Source organism: Duncaniella muris, assembly GCF_003024805.1.
Classification (GTDB): domain Bacteria; phylum Bacteroidota; class Bacteroidia; order Bacteroidales; family Muribaculaceae; genus Duncaniella; species Duncaniella muris.
In genome coordinates, this window is the sequence record NZ_PUEC01000017.1 from 37,795 (window position 1) to 55,733 (window position 17,939).

The following is a 17,939-nucleotide window of genomic DNA, read 5'->3' on the forward strand; positions in this document are numbered from 1 at the left end:
TGCCGTCAGTGTGGCGGCAGGCCGGTTGTCAGAAGCGGATCTTGAAGGTCTTGCCTGCGGCGCTGACCAGATAGAATCCGCCTTTGGCGAGAGCGAGCTCGGTGTCTGATCCGTCAGAAACAGCGATTGCCACTGTGCGGCCGGCGATGTCATAGACGTTGACACGGATGCCGGCTGCGAGGCCGCTGACGCGGATGCCTTCGGCGGTGGTGCTTACTCTGAGGTCTGAGGCGATGATGCCGGCTATGCCGCTGAAGTCAGGGCCGAAGTTGCCGTCGGCATCTGAGATGCGGAAGGCGTTGAGGGTGACGTCGCCGCTGACAGAGGCGGGGACGATCTTCACGAAGCGCGATTCGGGGTTGAGTTCGAGTTCGCCCTTGAAGGGAAGTTCGTCCTGGGAGAGGACGCGGATTGTGCGCCAGGTGGGTGCGATGTCGGCGTTGCGGGTCTCCTGGATCTTGAGGCGGCAGGCCGAGCCTTCGCTTGCCGATACTTCGAGGTAGATTTTCTTGGCAGTGCCGTCGAAGTAGGCCATCACCTTGTCGTTGCTTGAGGCTGAACGGAAGGTCACGTGGTCGGCGGTTACTTCGCCTGCGTTAGAGCCGCCGGCGGTGTAGCACCAGTGGGGGTAGTCGTTCTGCGAGGTCTGCACGAGGCCGCCTACGGTTTCGAAGGGTGCCACGGTGTTGAACGGTGCGAAGTTGACGGGGAGGGTCTTGATGGCCTTGCCCCAGTGGGTTTCGCCGCTCTGCTTGGCGCGGGGGAAGTCACCGGTGGTGAGTTTCACTTCGCCTACGAACGACTTCTCTCCGCCGGCATCTGTGAGAGCTCCTGCGGGGAAGCTGATTGTGTATTCGGAGTTTGCGTCAAGGGCTTCGTAGCTGACAGTCATGCGGGTGCCGCCGGCAGCAATGGTGATGTCTTCGTAGCTCTTGATGCCGGAGATTGTGGCTCCGCCGTTATATTTGACTTCCTGGTTGAAGCCGAGGCTGATGTTGCCGTCGGTGTAGTCGATCGAGTTGTTCTGTTCGCCGGAGGTGAGTTCAAGGGGCTGGTCTCCTTCGGGGGCAACGTAGCGCTCTACGAGGATGTCGTTGATGTTGAACTTCTTGCCGTTGGCATCAATGCGGAACTTGACTGCACCGGCGTTGGTATAGGTCTTGGTGTATTTGAAGATGCGCTTCTTGGCGCCGATGGCGTAGCTTTCGGTGCTTTCCTCGCCGCCTGCTATGGTGACGATCTTGACAGTCTGCTGAGAAGAGCCGGTGTTGCCGAAGTAGACGGTCAGCACGCAGGGACCCTGCACTTCGGGGGTCTCGATGTAGCCGCCTGCCTTGGTGGTGTAGAACTGGAGGGCCTTTGCGGTTGCACCGCGGTCTTCTTCAGAAGCCGGGCCGTAGTCGGCGTTAAGGTCTTCAGAGAAGCAGCCGCTCATAGCTACGACGCGGATGGCGTTGGAGCCGGAGCCGATCACCAAGCCGTCAAAATCCATGCTCTGGTTTGCGGCGTTGAACACGTTGGGGTTGTTTGTCTTCGAACCGAATTTTTCGGCATATGATGCGGGGCATGTGTGGAAGTCGGTGTAGAAGAGCACACCGCCTGCGGTAGTGGTGAAGCTGTAGACTTCGCTGGGGGTGGTGCCGAGAGAGTTGGTGGCATCGACGCGCCAGTAGTAGGTCTTGTTGGCTTCGAGAGTGGTGCAGTTCCATTCAGTGGCAGTGAGGCCTGAAGCGGCTTCGGTGAGGTTTTCGGCATCGGTTCCGAGGAAGAGGCTGTAGGTCACATCTCCGCCGTAGGCCTTGCGGTCGTTCTTCCAGGTGAAGTTGATGCCGTTGGCAATGCCTTCCTTGGCACCGTTGGCAGGGAAGATGAGTTCAGAAGCGAAGGGCACGGTCGGGTCGCCTGAGGTCTCGAACGAGAGGGTGTCGGTGTAGTCCGAGTAGAGACCCTTGCCGTCAGTTGCGCGCAGGCGGATCTGATAGGCCGTCATGGGCTGGAGGGTTGTCAGCTCGGCGGTAGTGGCGCCGGCGGGGGCGGTGGCCACTTCGGTGAAGGTGAGGCCGCCGTCAGTAGAGACTTCAATCACGAAACCGTGGTCGGTGTTCTTGTTGACATCCCAGCTCAGAGACAGCGAGGTCTTTGATGGAGTGCCGATGGCGAACTTGATTGGCTTCTTGATGTAGGGGAAAGCCTCGGTGATGGAGTTGGCGTAAAGTTCTATCCAGGCGTAACCTGTGGCAGGATCGATTTTTGCAGCGTCGGAAGCATCATTCGGGTTGAGACCGTTTGCTGTTTCCCAGGAATCGGGAATGCCGTCACCGTCAGTGTCGAGGGGCTTCACGCCGCCTGAGATTGTGCCTGTGCCTCTGTGGGGAAACTGCGATTCGCTGCTGATGCCGTTTTTGGTTCCTTTGGCACCGTATGATGCGAGTTCATCGATAATATACTGGTCCACTTCATCTCTGACAGGAAGCGTCGGGCCTACATTCTCAAGAATCCAGGCATAAGATTCTTCAGCAGTCATCATGTTCTGTATCGGAGTTATATGCTGGACTTCAATCTGAGTACCGGCTGCGATCTGAGCGGCGTTTGCAGCATTGAATTCATCAATTGTAGCATTTACGGCATCAATGCTTTCAAGGTATATGCTCTGAGATCCGTCTGACTGAGTGCCGAGCATCTCATCTACGGGCATGAGGTAGCCGTTGAGAATACCGTCTTTGTTGTCGTCATAGTAGTTGCCGGCTCCATAGAAGCGGAATCCCTGTTTGCCGCGTGAGAAGGGCTTTGTCGCACCGTTCCAGGGGCCTCTCATGAAATAGTTGTTCTGAATGTCAGCCCAGGAGTCACCTTCGGAGTCGCTCATGATATAGCATCCTCCGTTACCCCAGTTGTAGACCACATTGTTGACATACTGGTTGAGCCCTTTGACTTTCGGGTTGCGGGTCTTGTTTTCGATATAGAGGTTACGGTATAGAGTCACACCGCCGTCAGTCTGAATCAGGCCACCGCAGGAGTGAGTCTGCAGGCCCTGGCCGATGATTGAATTCTGGACAGTGATGTTCTGCGGACCAGTGCCTTTTGAGTTTGATGAGATCGAGAAGTTTTCGTCACGACCCCAAAGCACGGAAAGATGGTCGAAGATCATGTCATGACCGCTGGCCACACCGGCGGCATCTTTGCCGTTATCGCCTTTAATGCCCATGCGGAAGCGGATGTAGCGAATGATAGTGTTGTTTGCGTTGGAGAATGAGACGCGATTGCCATATACCTGTATGCCTTCGCCTGGAGCTGTCTGGCCGAGGACTGTGAGGTTGCTGCTGAAAACCAGAACTGATTTCAGCTCGATGACGCCGCTGACGTCAAAAACTACAATGCGGTTGGGTTTGCTGACGGCATCGCGCAGAGATCCGGTTCCGGAATCGTTAAGGTTGGTGACGTGGTAGATTTCTCCGCCTCGGCCGCCGGTGGTGAATCTACCGAAACCTTCAGCACCAGGAAAAGCGAGGATGCCGTTGTCAGCAGCCATCGCTCCTGTGCTCATAGAGAGCGCACAGCAGGCAATAGCAAGTTTTTTAAGAAATTTCATGGTTAAATTTTGATTGGATTAGATTTTGAAAACCCCGCAAGGTTTTATAAGCAACCCTGCGGGGCAATTTCAGATTTTTTTAGATTATCAGTACTGACTGATTATTTCTGAATGTACTTTTTACCGTTTTTGATGACGATACCCTTGTAGTTTTCGTCAACCTGAACGCCGAGCACGTTGTAGATAGGTGCGTTTTCGTCAGCTTCAGGATTGGCAATGATATCTTCAATGCCTGACTGTTCAGGTGCAGAACCTTCCATTACCACATGGTAGAGGCCGAGTTCGCTACCGCCACAACCGATGCGGAATGCAACGTTGCCTGTGAGACCGGCGGGGAGGGCGACTTCCTGCTTGTAGTAGCGTTTTGCTTTTGCATCAGAGGGACCGTTGACTGCGATTGTTTCGCCTACAACACCGTTGACAACGGGAGTTACTTCTGCGTAAAGGCCTTTGTCAATGTATTTGCCACCTGCATGGCCGATCCAGATAGTGAGCTTGGTCGGGTTGCCGATAGCGGGGAACTGGATGTAAGTACCTGTGCGGCTGCCGGTGTTTGAGTTACGGTTGAAAGCAATGGCGTGAGTAGTTTCCACTGCATCAGCTTCTGAAGCTGCACCGTAGTTAGTATCTACGCCATGATTTCCACCCCAGCCTTTCATGAGGAGTGTACGGGCCGGGCCAACACCATCCTGGTTCCAGCAGATGAAAGGATGAGTCATGTCAATAGCAGTGAAGTCACCGTCTTCTCCTTCGAGAGTGTAGGTCTGGCCGTCAACGAGGTCGATGCAACGGTTTTTGACAGCTTCCCATTTGCCATCTGCATTTTTTACATTGAACATTGAACCGCAGGTGTTGAGAGCCATGCCGGTTTTGTCAATGAAATCATAGTTTGATCCGAATCCGAGGCCTTCGAGTTCAGTTGCTTCGTCAACGATTTCGCCGGCGGGGCTGAAGATAGCCTTGCAGTAGAGAGGAGTGTTATTGAAGTCATAAGTGAAGACTTCTGCATTAGCTCCGAGAGCCGCCATCATAACGGCGGAAAGGATTAATGATTTTTTCATTGTGTAGAAATGTTTGATAGAATATAAAATTATTTGGTTAATAATGATCTGAATATATGAAAGCGGAAACGGAGTTCTGATCAGCCGGATGCCGGAGTGTCAGAACTCCGTTTCTGCTTGCGGTTTTTGACCGCTGTATAACACAGAGGTCATGAAAGACTTTTATTATTCAGTTGCTAATTGAGACCGTCCTTACTTGTAGGCGGGATGCTGGGTAAGGTTGGGGTTGTCGATCAGCGGATGACCTGCGCTCTTGCCGGCAAACGGGCAAATCTCGGTTTTGTTCTTGACGAAACCGTGATAAATACCGTATTCGCCTGCAACCCAATCGGGATATGCTCCGTTGTTTTCGGAGCTGGCAAGCGGTTTGGTATAAACCGTAGAGCCGATGTTGAGGGCGGTTATCGCGGCTGGAGAGTAACCGGCGCAGCGGCGGGAGTTCTTGTTATAGGTGCTTGTCCAGGCCTGGAACATGTTTACAGTGTACCATACTTCGCTGTCAGAGGGAGTTATGCCATGTGCTGCAAGAACCTCCTTCACAGCCTGATTGTGCTTGTTTCGGTTGCTTGCGGTCGAGGCATTCTTCATGGCTGTGAGTTTGGAAATTTCAGCCGGATCTGAGATTTCGATATATGGCACTGTGAGAGCCTTTTCGCCATATTCGCATGAGCTCATCTGGAGTTTGACAATGCGCAGAGCGGGGACATCGGCATATTTGCCTGTGCGGTCTGAAAGATCCTTTATGTCTTGCTGAGCCTGGCGCACTTCTTTTTCGATAAGGTTCATGCGGATAAGGTCGCCACGGACAAGAAGTTCATCGCCAAGTTCCCATTTGCGTTCCTGCATGATGGTTTCGAGGAATTCTTCCTTGTTAGCGGCTGCGATAGGCATGGCTCCGATTCCGGCTCGGTCGCGAACCTGCTTTAGAGCAGCTTTGGCGGCGTCATTGGGGCCGTGGAGGTAGTTCTGGGTTTCGGCATACATGAGAAGTATGTCGGCATAGCGCAGAAGAGGCACGTCAACGTTGCGTTTTGCAGCAGCCTGAGGAGCCTGACACCACTGGATGCGGTATTTGCCGGGCATGATGCTTGAGAAAGTGGTAGCGCAGTTTGTACCATCGAACTTTTCAGCATCGCTAAGGAATGTGATAGAGTAGTTGGCGCAGATCACATCGCGACGCATATCTGCCGGATCAAACGAAAGGTAATACGTAGGCAGTTTGACCTGGAGAGTCTTGCGGCCACCGAAGGGGCCACCCATACATCCGGGCTGTCCGTTGTAGATACCGAAATCCGAGTTGGTTGATTCGCCAAGCTGGGCTATCTGCCACATCATTTCCTGAGAGCTGACACCGAAATTGCGCTGGCAGTAGTTGTAGAAAAGAGTATGATAGGGGCTCATGCCGTCTCGACCCTGGGTGATGAGGCTGTTTTCACCTTTTCCGATTACCTCTGCAAGAGCGGCATCTGCGATTTCATAAAGTTCTTTCACGCGGGCTTCATCCGGGCGACGGTCAAAGTGGAGCGAAGAGGCATCGTTGGTCTCAATGTCCCAACGCAGAGAGTAACCGCCTGCATACAGACAGATACGTGCAAGAATGCCTTTTGCAGCCTGACGGGTCAGACGTTCCGGGGCAGAACCGTAATTTGATTCAGAGAACCAGGGGAGATCGTCCACACAGTCCTGCATCTCTCCGATGATACGGTCATAGATTTCATCGCGGCTGGTGCGCTTAGGATACCATGACTGGTCCTGCTGTTCGCTGATCGGTGAAAAAGCGGCAGGCACATCGCCATAGAAGCGGATAAGTTCGTTGTATGCGAAAGCCCGGATGAAAGTCACCTCAGCTTTCAATGCTTTGAGCTTAGCAGTCTCATGGAGTCCGGCAAGGCGTTTGAGCGCAACGTTGCAGGATTCGATGGTCTTGTATGACTGGCTGTAGACGGTAGTGGCTGTTGCGGGGAGGATGGGGTCATAGGCGAAGTTTGCCGAACGGGGGCGTCCGCCGTCAATCGCGTCCTCGCTGATTACAGTGACACCCGGGTCAATGAATGGACGCCAGAGTTCAGAGAAAACGAGTGCGCGGTAGCAGCCTTTCACGTAAAGTTCTGCCTTGTCTTCGTCAGAAAAAACGAAATCAAGGTCATCAGCAGTGAATGACGGTTTCTCCAGCAGATCCTCGCATGAGGTGAGCGCCGGGGCGGCACCGAAGAGAAGGGCAGCCGCGAGGATGCTATATATTTTGTTCTTTTTCATGTTGAATTCTTGATGTTAGACTACTAAGGTTAGAACGAAAGGTTGAGACCGATAACATAGCTGCGTGAGAGGGGGTAGGTCGATGAGTCGTAGCCCGGAGTACAGATGATGTTGTCGTTCTTCGACGATGCGTCTGGGTCATAGCCTGAATAACCGGTGATAGTGGCAAGGTTATTGGCTGTGAAGTAGAGACGAAGGTTGCTTACATGGACTTTCTTCATCCATTTTGAAGGGAAGGTGTAGCCGAGAGTAACCTGGGCGAGGCGCAGGTAGCTGCCGTCTTCAACGAAGTAGGAGTTCGGGTAGGAGATATATTCGGCATTGGTCTTTGTCAAGCTCCAGGTGCGGTCTGACTCATTGGGGTTGAGTGCCTTGATGGTTGCCACATCTTTGGTCTCGCGTCCGGTTGACGGATCGATGAGACGGTAGTAGTTGTTGCCGAACTCGGTGGGTACGTTCTCGAACGATGCATAGGGGCTCATGGCATGCTTGGTAGCATTGTAGATGTCGTTGCCGATATTGAACTTCATGAATACGTTGAGATCAAAACCTTTGTATGTGAAGGTGTTGCTGAAACCTCCAATCACATCGGGAGTGCCGTTGCCGATCTTGACGAGCTTGCGGGTGAACTGTTTTGTGCCGTCTTCGTTTTCGGTGTCGGCGGCAAATTTCATGTCACCGGGTTTGGGTGTGCCTGAGTAGGGACGCACAACGCCGTCTTTAAGGGCGCCGTAAGTGCCGTCTTCATTGAGTTCGAAGTCATCAGTGGTGTAGATGCCTTCATATTTGTAGCCATACATGTCACCGAGGCTTTCACCGACAGTAGCATAATATGTGACTGTGCCTGCACGGCTACCGCCGGCTCCGAATGTCTTGTGGTCTTCGCCGCTTTCAAGGGAGATGACTTTTGACTTGTTGAGTGAAATGTTGAGTGATGATGTCCACTGGAAGTCGCGGGTGGCGATGTTTACAGTGTTGAGCTGGAATTCCCAACCGCGGTTGCGCATCTTGCCTACGTTCTGATACTGCTTGGAGTAGCCGGTCGAAGTGGGGATCACACAGTTCATAAGCATGTCGGAGATCTGGTTGTTGTACCATTCTACTGTAAGATTCAGGCGGTTGTTGAACATGCCGAGATCAAGACCGACGTTGGTTGCATGGAGGGTTTCCCATTTGAGCTTTTTGTTGCCGAGGGTTGAGCCGACCACATAGGCGGGTGAGTTTACATCGCCGTCCATCGGGTAGGTTGTCATCGAAGCGTTGGTTACGTAGAGGTTTGAACCGATGCCGTTGTTACCGGTGACACCGTAGCCTATACGGAATTTGAGGTTGTTGAACCAGTTGTTGATTCCTGCTTCCTGCCAGAATTTTTCCTGGCTCACTCGCCATGCGGCTGATGCTGAGGGGAAGTAGCCCCACTTGTTGCCTTTGGCGAATTTCGAAGAACCGTCGGCTCGCATTGTGGCGGTCAGAAGATAGCGGTCGTCATAAACGTAGTTCACACGGCCGAAGAAAGAAAGCATGTTGCCTTCTGAGTAGCCTGATTCCTTTTCATAGACTTCGACATTCTTGATGTCGTTGAGCCCGTGGTTGGGATAGGGGAACTTGCGCATAGACCAGTTGTTTTTGTCACTCTTTGAGAAAGAGTATTCCTGACCGACCATGACTGTGAGGTCATGTTTTTCAGCGAAGGTCTTCACGAAGTTGAGGGTGTTGGAGATATGCCAGGCTGAACTGCTTGAGTTCTTGATAGAACCCTGCATTCCGGTGTTTTCGGGATCTGAGAGATAGCCGGTAGAGCGTTCATCGGCAAAAGATGTGCCTTTGCCCCATGAGGTGGTATAGTTGCCCTGTGTACGCCATGAGAAATACTTGAGGAAGTCAATGGTGATGCCGGCGTTGGCTTCAAAGCGTTTGGTGTGGCTTGATGAAACAGATGCAAGATTCTGGACAAGCGGGTTGTTAAGGTTATAGAAAGAGTCGAGCTTTTTGAACTGGATTGAAGTTTCTGAGTTCATGAGTTCGTCCTGAGTGAAGAGTGTGCCGCCGTTGATGGGCTGAAGAAGCACGTAGTCCATATGACCGTAGTTACCGCCGCCATGAGTAAGATTGTCATAGAAGAATGAGTTGAAATCAATCTTTACACCTTTCCAGAGTTCGGCGTTGATTTTCGCGCGAAGGGAGTTGCGGCGATAGTCATGGTTGGCGAGAAGACCGTCCTGGTCGACATGGTTGTAAGAAAGCAGGACTCTGGTTTTCTCAGTGCCTGTCGAGATAGATACGTTGTGGTTCTGGGTGGTTGCGTGGCCGCCGAAAGCCTCGTCTTGCCAGTCGACAGAGTAAGGATTGTTGCCATAGCGTGATGCGATACGGTCAAATGCACCGGTGTAGAAATCGTCCATGTCTACTCCATAGTCATCGTCATAGACTGTGGACCAGTTGTTTATTTTGCCTTGGAGCTCTGCAAGTTCATATTGATATCCGACGTAGTCGCGGACATTTTTCATCATGCTGAGTTTTTTTGACAGTCTGTCAAAAGAAACATAGCCGTTGTAATCGACTTTGGTTTTGCCGGCTGCAGCTGATTTGGTGGTGATCACGATGATGCCGTTAGAGCCGCGGGCACCGTAGATGGCGGTAGATGAGGCATCTTTCAGCACGTCGATTGTCTCGATGTCGTTGATGTCGATGTTTGCAAGTGCGTCAGACATTTCGAAGCCATCGACGATGTAGAGCGGCTTTGTGTTCTGGGTCAGAGATGCACCGCCGCGGACAGTGACGTTCATCGAAGCACCGGGAGCACCGTTCTGTGACACGATGTTCACACCGGCAGCTTTGCCCTGGAGGGCTGCTGCCGCGGAGGTCACGGGCGCCTTGGCGAGTTCAGAACCTGACACGGAGCTGACGGCGCCGGTGAGGTCTTTTTTCTTGACTGTACCGTAGCCGATGGCCACTACTTCGTCAAGCATGGTTGCGTTGGTGGAGAGGGTGATGTCGAGGTGTGTCTGGCCGTTGACGGGCACTTCCTTGTTGTCATAGCCGATGTAGCTCACAACGAGGACGGCTTTGGCCGGAACGCTGATAGTGAAGTTGCCGTCAAGGTCGGTGGCAACACCGTGTTGGGTTCCTTTCTGCATGACGGTGGCGCCGAGCAGGGGCTCGCCGGTGTCGTCAACAACTGTTCCGCTTACGGAAATGTTTTGGGCGCAGATTGAAAGTGAGAAGGTTACGGTCAGCAAGAAGACAAACCAGTAACGGAGTTTCTGACTAAAATTCATACACGCATGGTTTAGATTTGGATATTTATTTAATTACTTGTTATTTCCCTTTTTGCTACTGTGATAGTATGAAATGCGATGGCATATAGCATGGCGTATCTCTTGCTTAGAGATACTAAATATTCGGCAAAATTAAGCAAAAAAAATGAAATTATGGGTATTAAAGTGTGATTATTGGTTAAAACGATATGTTAATATGTCGGAAGATGTTTCACATATTTCTTCCGGCTGCATGGTTAGGGGCTTGTTATATAATATGTTGTGCGGGGTGGAGATCTCTAAGCAAGAGAATTACGGTTCCGAAACACACGTGTGGCCGGTCTTTGGGTTAAAGACCGGCCACAAATCAAGGGGGCTGTCTGACGAAAATCAGACAGCCCCCGGTTTAACAATTTGCCTGTGGGTGCGGATCAGCGGCCGAATATGGCGCCGTTGGCTTTGAGCAGCGCGCTGAAGCGCGGGTCTTTGCGGATGGGCTCCACGTTGACATCGGCTTCGGTATTGACGGCCCAGTTATAGTAGTTGGCATAGCCTTTTTCGAGCGATGCGGCCATGCACTTGAAGGCTTTGTCGCTGTTGCCGGCCTGGGCGTAGTAGCAGGCGGCGAGATAGTTGACTTCGCCGTCATAGTCATCGGTTATGGCGAGCACTCGTTCTATCCAGCGGTCGGCTTCTTCCTTGCGGTCGAGCTGCAGGAGTGCGAATCCGCGGTATGACTTTATCTGGTCGTGGGCCAGGTCCATGTCAAGCACACGTTCGAAGCTCATGTCGGCGTTTTTCTTTTGCCGGCGGTAGTCTTTGAGCACCCATCCGCGGATTATGGCGAGATAGGGGTCTTCAGGGGCGTTCATCGTGGCTTCGCTGAGACATACGGAGGCATCGGCGCTGTTGCCCAGGCGCAGCTGTGCGAGGGCTTTGGCTATGAGGGCTTCGTTTGAGTCCGGTTCTTTCTCAAGGGCGGTTTCAGCGCAGGAGAGGGCGCTGTCATAGTTGCCTAAGGCGCGCTGGATCTGCGATTTGATCACATAGTAGCGCTCGTTGTCGCGGGTGGCGCTGATGGCATAGTCGATGTTGAGCAGGGCGGTGTCGAACTTGCCGAGGGCGAAGTAGCATTCGGCGAGTGCGGCGTTGAGGCCGGGATATGAGTCGAGGTTTTCGTTGATGATGCGGTCATAGTCGGCTATGGCTGCGAGGTAGTTGCAGTGGCCCTGGGCTATCATGGCGCGGATGAAGTAGTACATGCCGTTGCGCGGGGCCTGGCGTATGGCGGTCGATAGGCCGGCTATAACTACGGGGTAGTTGGTTTTGGATATTTCCACCAGTTCGCGGAGTGCCCGCGGGGTGTTTTCCTGGTCGGTTGAGATGGCGAGGATGTAGTCATCGACGGCTCCCTGCTCATTTCCGGCGAGGGTGCGCACTGAGGCGCGGCGCAGGTAGACCTGGCTGTTTGACGGGGAGAGTTCCACGGCCTGGTCGCAGAGTTCGTCGGCCAGACCGAGGTTGTTTTCCTTGACGGCCACGCGGGCGAGCCCGAAGAGGGCTTCCTGGCTGCGGGGATTGCGCTGCTGTAGCAGGCGGAAGTCGGCTTTGGCTTCGGGGTAGCGGCCGAGTTCGTAGAGGGCCGTGCCTCGCTGGTAGACGGCCACATAGTTCTGCGGGTCGAGCGAGATTTCGGAGTTGAGGTCGCCGATGGCCTGCTCGTAGCGGTGGAGCATCATGTTGATGTTGGCCCGCAGCTGTATGGCCTGGAAGCGGGTGTCAAGGTCTTCCTCCGGGAGATATTTGAGAGCGTTGTTAATGTCATCGAGTGCCTTGATGTAGTCGTTGCGCAGGTAATATTCATTGGCACGGCGGAAGAGGGTCTCTGCATCGTGCGGATCTTCGTCGAGTAGGGCCTGGTAGGCCTTCATGAGCGCTTCTTTCATCGGGTTGGGCGCTTCGGCCGATGCTGTAAAGCCGAATGCGCCGGCTGAGAGGATGAGTGAAATTGCGATTTTTCTTAGGTTCATTGCAGAATTGGATATGATGGAGTGTCCGGCCTGATTCCGGCAAAGACCGGAGGTGATTGGCGAGGGGACTGTGAAATAGTTGGCGGTGATTATATATATTGTTCAGCTGAGGGGTGCCGGCGGTCAGCCGCCGGAGACCGGGCTGCTCTGGTCGAGGATGTGGCAGGCCGAGAGGGCGTAGAGGGCGGCGGTTTCGGTGCGCAGGCGGTTGTTGCCGAGGGTGACGGGGCTGAATCCGGAGTCAAGGGCGAGGCATATCTCCTGAGGAGAGAAGTCACCTTCGGGGCCGATTAGGATCAGTGTGTCGAGCCCCGGCCGGTAGACCTGCGTGAAGTCTCTGCGGGGTATGTCGGGGTCGCAGTAGGCCATCAGCCGTTGTGCTCCGGGCATCATTGCGGCTACTTCGCGGAGCGGTGTCATCGGCATGACGGTGGGGAGGGTGGCTTTGAGTGACTGCTTCATGGCGGCCACGGCGATTTTTTCGAGTCTTTCGATCTTGATCTCACGGCGCTCGCTGCGGTCGCAGAGCAGCGGAATGATGGTGTTGACTCCAACCTCGGTCATCTTTTCCACGAGCCATTCCATGCGGTCCAGATGCTTGGTGGGTGCCACGGCTACTGCAAGCTGCTGGCTCCAGGGCAGGGGCATGGGGCTGACGGAGAGGATCTCTACCGAGGCATGTTTCGGGTGGGCGTCGGCCAGCCGGCAGCGGTAGGCGTTGCCGTGGCCGTCGATCACCTGGAGTTCGTCGCCCTCGCGCATTCGCAGCACTCTCACGGCATGTCGTGAGTCGCTTTCGGGCAGCTCAGGAGAGGTGGCTATGTCAGGAGCGAAAAATTGTATCATCTGTCAGTGAAATTCTTGGTTTATAAGAGGAGGCCCTGGGGGCGCCGTCGCCGGTTGAGACCGAGAGGCGATTCCCCGCGGGCGGGGGAGGGTCAGTCGTTGACGATGCCGTCGGCAGCCGAGCCGTTTCCGTCAATGACGGCTTCTTCCATCTGCGGGGTCGCTTTCTTGCTGTCATCCTTGAAGATGAACATGAAGAGCACGGCCACTACGAGGGCATAGCCGGCGAAGATCATCCAAGAGGTGACCCATCCTTCGTGCTGGGCTTCGGCTGTGGTCTGTGAGAATACGAAGTGGTTGACTACCGCCTGGGCGCAGAGGGTGCCGATGGTGGCTCCGAGGCCGTTTGTCATCATCATGAAGAGGCCCTGGGCGCTTGAGCGAAGGTCGCTGGTGGTTTCCTTGTCGACGTAGAGACCGCCTGAGACGTTGAAGAAGTCAAAGGCCACGCCGTAGACAATGCAGGAGAGAATCAGGAGCCAGAGGCCGCTGCCGGTGTCGCCGATCCCGAAGAATCCGAAGCGGAGCACCCATGCGAACATCGACATCAGCATCACGCCTTTGATGCCGAAGCGCTTGAGGCAGAAGGGTATGAGGAGTATGCAGAGGGTTTCGCTGATTTGCGATAGGGATATGAGGGCATTGGCATTGTGGGCACCCCAGGTGTCGGCGAATTCGGCAAGATTTTCAAATGAGGTGATAAACGTGTTGCCGTAAGAGTTGGTGATCTGGAGCGAGACACCGAGGAACATGCTGAAAATGAAGAATATGGCCATGCGCTTCTGCTTGAAGAGTTTGAAGGCTTTCAGTCCGAGGCTGTCGGCCAAAGAACTTTTCTGGCCTTTCTTGACTTTGCAGGCAGGCATTGTCAGAGCGTAGGCCGCGAGAATGAAACTCAGGGCCGCCGAGGTTATGAGCTGGTAGGCGTTGGTCTGGAACTGGGTGAAGTTGACGAAGAGCATCGAGCAGATGAAGCCTACGGTTCCGAATACGCGGATCGGCGGGAAGTGTTTGATGGTGTCGAGATTGGCTTCTGTCAGAGCGTTGAACGCAACTGAGTTGCCGAGGCCGATTGTCGGCATGAAGAAGGCCACTGAGAGGGTGTAGAGAGCGAAGAGTGGTCCGAACTCCACCTGAGATGTGGTAAGGCAGTAGACACCTGCGGCCCCCATGAAGCAACCGGCGAGGATGTGGCAGAGACTGAGCATTTTCTGGGCCTGGATCCAGCGGTCGGCAAGGATGCCTATGATAGCCGGCATGAAGAGAGAGACTATTCCCTGGACTGTGTAGAACCAGCCGATCTGAGTGGCCAGTCCGATTCGAGCCAGATAGTTGCCTAATGAAATCAGGTAAGCGCCCCAGACTCCGAATTCAAGGAAGCTGAGGAGAGCCAGTTTTACTTGTAGGGATCTTGCTGTTGCCATATCCGTGTAGTTTTAAATTCTGTTTTATAGTAACTTGTATGAATTACTTATAGTTGCATGGTTTAGATAATTTAAGCTATTGGGAGTCATGTTTTTCTGACGTCAGTGTGATTCTGTCAGGCCTGATCGGTGTCTTTGGCGCGTTTGCGTTTCAATATCTCGGCTACGCGGGCGGCTTCCTCGTATTCCTCACGCTCTATGTGGCGGGCGAGAGTTTTTTCGAGTTCCTCAATGGCGTAGTTTTCCAGCTTGGGTTCGGAATGGCTGCCGCTGTGTCCGTCTTCATCGCCGAAGGCCGGAGCTTCTACGTCTCCATCGTCTGTCGTTTCATCGGCTATTTCCATTTCGAAGCCCGTGGCTTCGAGTATGTCAGGAGTGGTATAGATAGGTGCGCCGGTGCGCATGGCTATCGCTATGGCATCGCTTGTGCGGGAGTCGATGGTCACAGTCCGGTCACCGTCAGAAAATGTGATTTCCGAAGAGAAAATACCGTCTTCGAATTTGTAGATGAAAACTTCGGTCAGTTTCACGCCGAAAGCGTGGGCGAAACTCACGAAAAGATCGTGGGTCATAGGCCGTGGCGGTGTGATGTTTTCCATCTTCATTGCGATTGACTGGGCTTCGGCCGCGCCGATCACCACCGGAATGCGCATCGGACCACCCACCTGCGCGAGAATCAGCGCGTAGGCTCCTGACTGGATCTGGCTGTAGGAAAGGCCCATCACTTTGAGCCTTACCCGGTTTTCATCGTTCTCTGACATGAGCTCTTGCTATATATATTATATATGTGGCGTTTTTCGGTTATTATTTTCAGTCTATGAGATATTGCGGCCGGTGATCACTCCGCTGCCATAGCAGAGGCGGGCATCGCGGTCATAGATGACTCCGAACTGGCCGGGGGCTATGCCCTGGACCGGGACCTCGGATTCGATGATATATTCGCCCTGCCCCATGCGGCTCAGGCGGGCCGGCAGAAATTCGGGCGAGTGGCGGTTTTTAAACCGGATCTCAACGCCGTCACAGTCATCGGGCCACGGATCGCGGGTGATCCAGTGCATCTCGTCAAGATGGATCAGTTTGCCATATTGCTTTTCGGTGTCGTAGCCCTGCGAGACGTAGACCACGTTGTCATTGACGTTTTTCTTCACCACATACCACGGGCCTCCGCTCAGCCCAAGGCCTTTGCGCTGCCCTATGGTGTGAAACCAGAATCCGCGGTGCTCTCCGAGCTTGCGGCCGGTCTCGATCTCGATGATAGGGCCCGGCTTTTCGCCAAGGTGGCGGCGGATGAAGTCGTTGTAGTTTATCTTGCCCAGAAAGCAGATGCCCTGACTGTCGCGGCGGAATGCGTTGGGCAGCTGTGTGGTCACTGCAATTTCCCTTACGCGGCTTTTGGGCAGGTCGCCGATAGGAAACATCAGATGGCTCAGCTGAGGGTAGCTGATGCGGCATAGAAAATCGGTCTGATCTTTGACGGCATCAATGCCGGTGCCGAGATAGACAAGACCGTCGATCTCATGGGTAGTGGCATAGTGGCCCGTGGCGGTTTTGTCGAACTCATGGCCCCAGCGCTCTTCAAAGAAGCCGAATTTGATCATCTTGTTGCACATGATGTCGGGGTTCGGAGTGAGTCCGGAGCGCACGGTCCGGAGCGCATAGTCCATCACATTGTCCCAATACTCCTGGTGGAGCGACACCACATCAAATGGCAGTCCGTAGCGGCGTGCTATGAACGAGCACATCTCGATGTCTTCCTCGGCCGAGCAGTCGCCCTCGCCGTTGTCAAGCCCGATTCTTATATAGAAAAGGTGCAGGTCATGGCCTTCCTCCACAAGCCGGTGGACGGCCACGGCGCTGTCAACGCCTCCTGATATCAGTGCGGCAATCTTCATTCAGTCGTTCTTTGGTTTTGCTAAAGTCATCGGTAGGGTTTTCAGGGGGAGAATCAGACCTCCTCCATCTCTTCTTCCTCTGATTTGCCTTTGAGGTTGATGATATAGAGTGATATTAAATAGTCGAGTGATATTTTGCCCGGTCCGGCTATGAGCAGGTAGAAATAGATGCCGATAAACATGATGGGCAGATAGCCGGGGTCGGTGCTGTCAAGACCGTAGACTGGCAGGAAGGGCACCATGTCGTGGAGTATGTAGTACTCGGCGGCTATCATGGCGAAAATAGGCGGGAGGGTGCTCAGACGGGTCATGAAACCAGCCATGATCAGCAGCGAGCAGACGAGCTCGATGGTGATCATGATGATCAGCGAGCATTCCGATGACATGTTCAGAACCGTCGGGAAAGAGTTGCAGAGCACACTGTAGTTTACCAGATGGCGTATGCCGAACTGCAGCAGCATCATACCCACAAAGAGACGGATAAACAGTCGTGCGAGATTCGAATAAGTGTAGCCGGAAAGCTTTACGAAGCAGTTGACCGGCCAGGAATTATACCAACTCATAGATTTTTTTGATCTCTCTGATTAGCGTTTCTTTAACTGTCGGGCCACATCAAGCACCTGGTCTATGGTAAGATGCTTGAAGCGCACGTTGTGATTCTTGTCGATGATGTAGAAATCCGGAGTGCCGTTTCTGAGGTCTACAGTAAGGTCGGCGTCGGGATTGGCTCCCACGCTCCATGCCGACGGGTAGGAACCCACGGACTGTTTCCATTCATCCGAAGGTTCTGTCAGCGAAATGGCCACTATTTTGGCTTTGCCCTCGCTGATAAGCTCGGTCATTGATATGTCGGCGTCGAGGCGTATGCGGGCCATGTTGCAGTCATCGCAGTCAGGATCGTTGAAAAACACTACCAGAACCTGGGCCGAGTCACTGTCGAGATTCCTGCTCTGTCCCTCGCGGGTAGTGTAGGGCAGAGAGGCGAAGCGCTTGCCGGTCATAGAGTTTTTCAGTATTTTGGCCTGATGCGCGAAGCGGGCTTTTGAGGCTTTGTCAATGCGCTTGTTTGAAGCCACAGCCTCGGCAAAGGGCAGATAGAGCTCATCGATCCACATCTCGGCGGTATCGCCATAGAGTAGGTTTTCGGCACATTCGGCCATGAACAATTGGTCAGCCGGCTGCTTTTCAAGCTTCTTGGTAAAACGGTTGACCGAGGCTATTGCCGAATCGGGAGTGGCGTTGCGCAGTATCGAGATATAGACATTGAACTCCTGGGCCATCTTGTGTTTGGCCGAGAAGGCCTTTTTCAGCTCGCAGAAGTCCCAGAAATGGCGAGCCATATAGTCGCAACGGCTCTGAAAGAGCTTGATCGAGTCAGGCACTATGGGATATTGGAAATATGTGTCGGCCTTGGCTCCGAGGCTTACGCCGAGGAAGACCATGAGGCAGAGAAGCAGTCGTTTGATTTTCATTCGTTCTGGCTAATGTATAATTTTGCAATCACAAAGATAAACAAAATCTCTCAAAAGCGAAAAAATAATCCTCCCGCTCCGCATTATCGCACTGAAATGCCCGACGCAGGGA

Annotated in this window: 11 protein-coding genes; all 11 read right to left on the bottom strand. The window is 53.5% G+C overall.

What is annotated here, in order from left to right:
• Nucleotides 1-28: 28 nt before the first annotated feature.
• Nucleotides 29-3,589, bottom strand: coding sequence for a fibronectin type III domain-containing protein (locus C5O23_RS08260; protein ID WP_107032475.1), 3,561 nt, complete (start codon nucleotides 3,587-3,589; stop codon nucleotides 29-31).
• A gap of 101 nt (nucleotides 3,590-3,690) precedes the next feature.
• Nucleotides 3,691-4,650: a hypothetical protein gene (locus C5O23_RS08265; RefSeq protein ID WP_133166528.1), complete on the bottom strand. Its 960-nt coding sequence runs from the start codon at nucleotides 4,648-4,650 to the stop codon at nucleotides 3,691-3,693.
• 192 nt (nucleotides 4,651-4,842) lie between these two features.
• A complete protein-coding gene (locus C5O23_RS08270; RefSeq protein WP_107032477.1) occupies nucleotides 4,843-6,906 on the bottom strand; it encodes a RagB/SusD family nutrient uptake outer membrane protein in 2,064 nt (687 codons plus the stop codon).
• A 29-nt stretch (nucleotides 6,907-6,935) separates the two neighbouring features.
• Nucleotides 6,936-10,184 carry a SusC/RagA family TonB-linked outer membrane protein gene (locus C5O23_RS08275; protein ID WP_107032478.1) on the bottom strand — a complete coding sequence of 1,083 codons (3,249 nt, stop codon included), beginning with the start codon at nucleotides 10,182-10,184 and terminating at the stop codon, nucleotides 6,936-6,938.
• Nucleotides 10,185-10,594: 410 nt separating this feature from the next.
• Nucleotides 10,595-12,193: a tetratricopeptide repeat protein gene (locus C5O23_RS08280; protein ID WP_107032479.1), complete on the bottom strand. Its 1,599-nt coding sequence runs from the start codon at nucleotides 12,191-12,193 to the stop codon at nucleotides 10,595-10,597.
• A gap of 123 nt (nucleotides 12,194-12,316) precedes the next feature.
• A complete protein-coding gene (locus tag C5O23_RS08285) occupies nucleotides 12,317-13,039 on the bottom strand; it encodes an RsmE family RNA methyltransferase (RefSeq protein WP_107032480.1) in 723 nt (240 codons plus the stop codon).
• Nucleotides 13,040-13,131: 92 nt separating this feature from the next.
• Nucleotides 13,132-14,463 (bottom strand): MFS transporter, encoded by a 1,332-nt coding sequence (locus tag C5O23_RS08290; RefSeq protein WP_107032481.1) that lies wholly within the window; start codon nucleotides 14,461-14,463, stop codon nucleotides 13,132-13,134.
• A gap of 116 nt (nucleotides 14,464-14,579) precedes the next feature.
• On the bottom strand, nucleotides 14,580-15,224 hold the full coding sequence (locus C5O23_RS08295; protein WP_107032482.1) for a bifunctional nuclease family protein: 645 nt from the start codon (nucleotides 15,222-15,224) through the stop codon (nucleotides 14,580-14,582).
• Between the two features lie 54 nt (nucleotides 15,225-15,278).
• Nucleotides 15,279-16,355 (bottom strand): tRNA 2-thiouridine(34) synthase MnmA, encoded by a 1,077-nt coding sequence (gene mnmA / locus C5O23_RS08300; RefSeq protein ID WP_107032483.1) that lies wholly within the window; start codon nucleotides 16,353-16,355, stop codon nucleotides 15,279-15,281.
• A gap of 53 nt (nucleotides 16,356-16,408) precedes the next feature.
• Nucleotides 16,409-16,918: a DoxX family protein gene (locus C5O23_RS08305; RefSeq protein ID WP_107032484.1), complete on the bottom strand. Its 510-nt coding sequence runs from the start codon at nucleotides 16,916-16,918 to the stop codon at nucleotides 16,409-16,411.
• 21 nt (nucleotides 16,919-16,939) lie between these two features.
• The gene (locus C5O23_RS08310) at nucleotides 16,940-17,827 is read right to left on the bottom strand and encodes a DUF5106 domain-containing protein (RefSeq protein ID WP_107032485.1); all 888 of its coding nucleotides are present in this window, start codon (nucleotides 17,825-17,827) and stop codon (nucleotides 16,940-16,942) included.
• Between the last annotated feature and the right edge of the window lie 112 nt (nucleotides 17,828-17,939).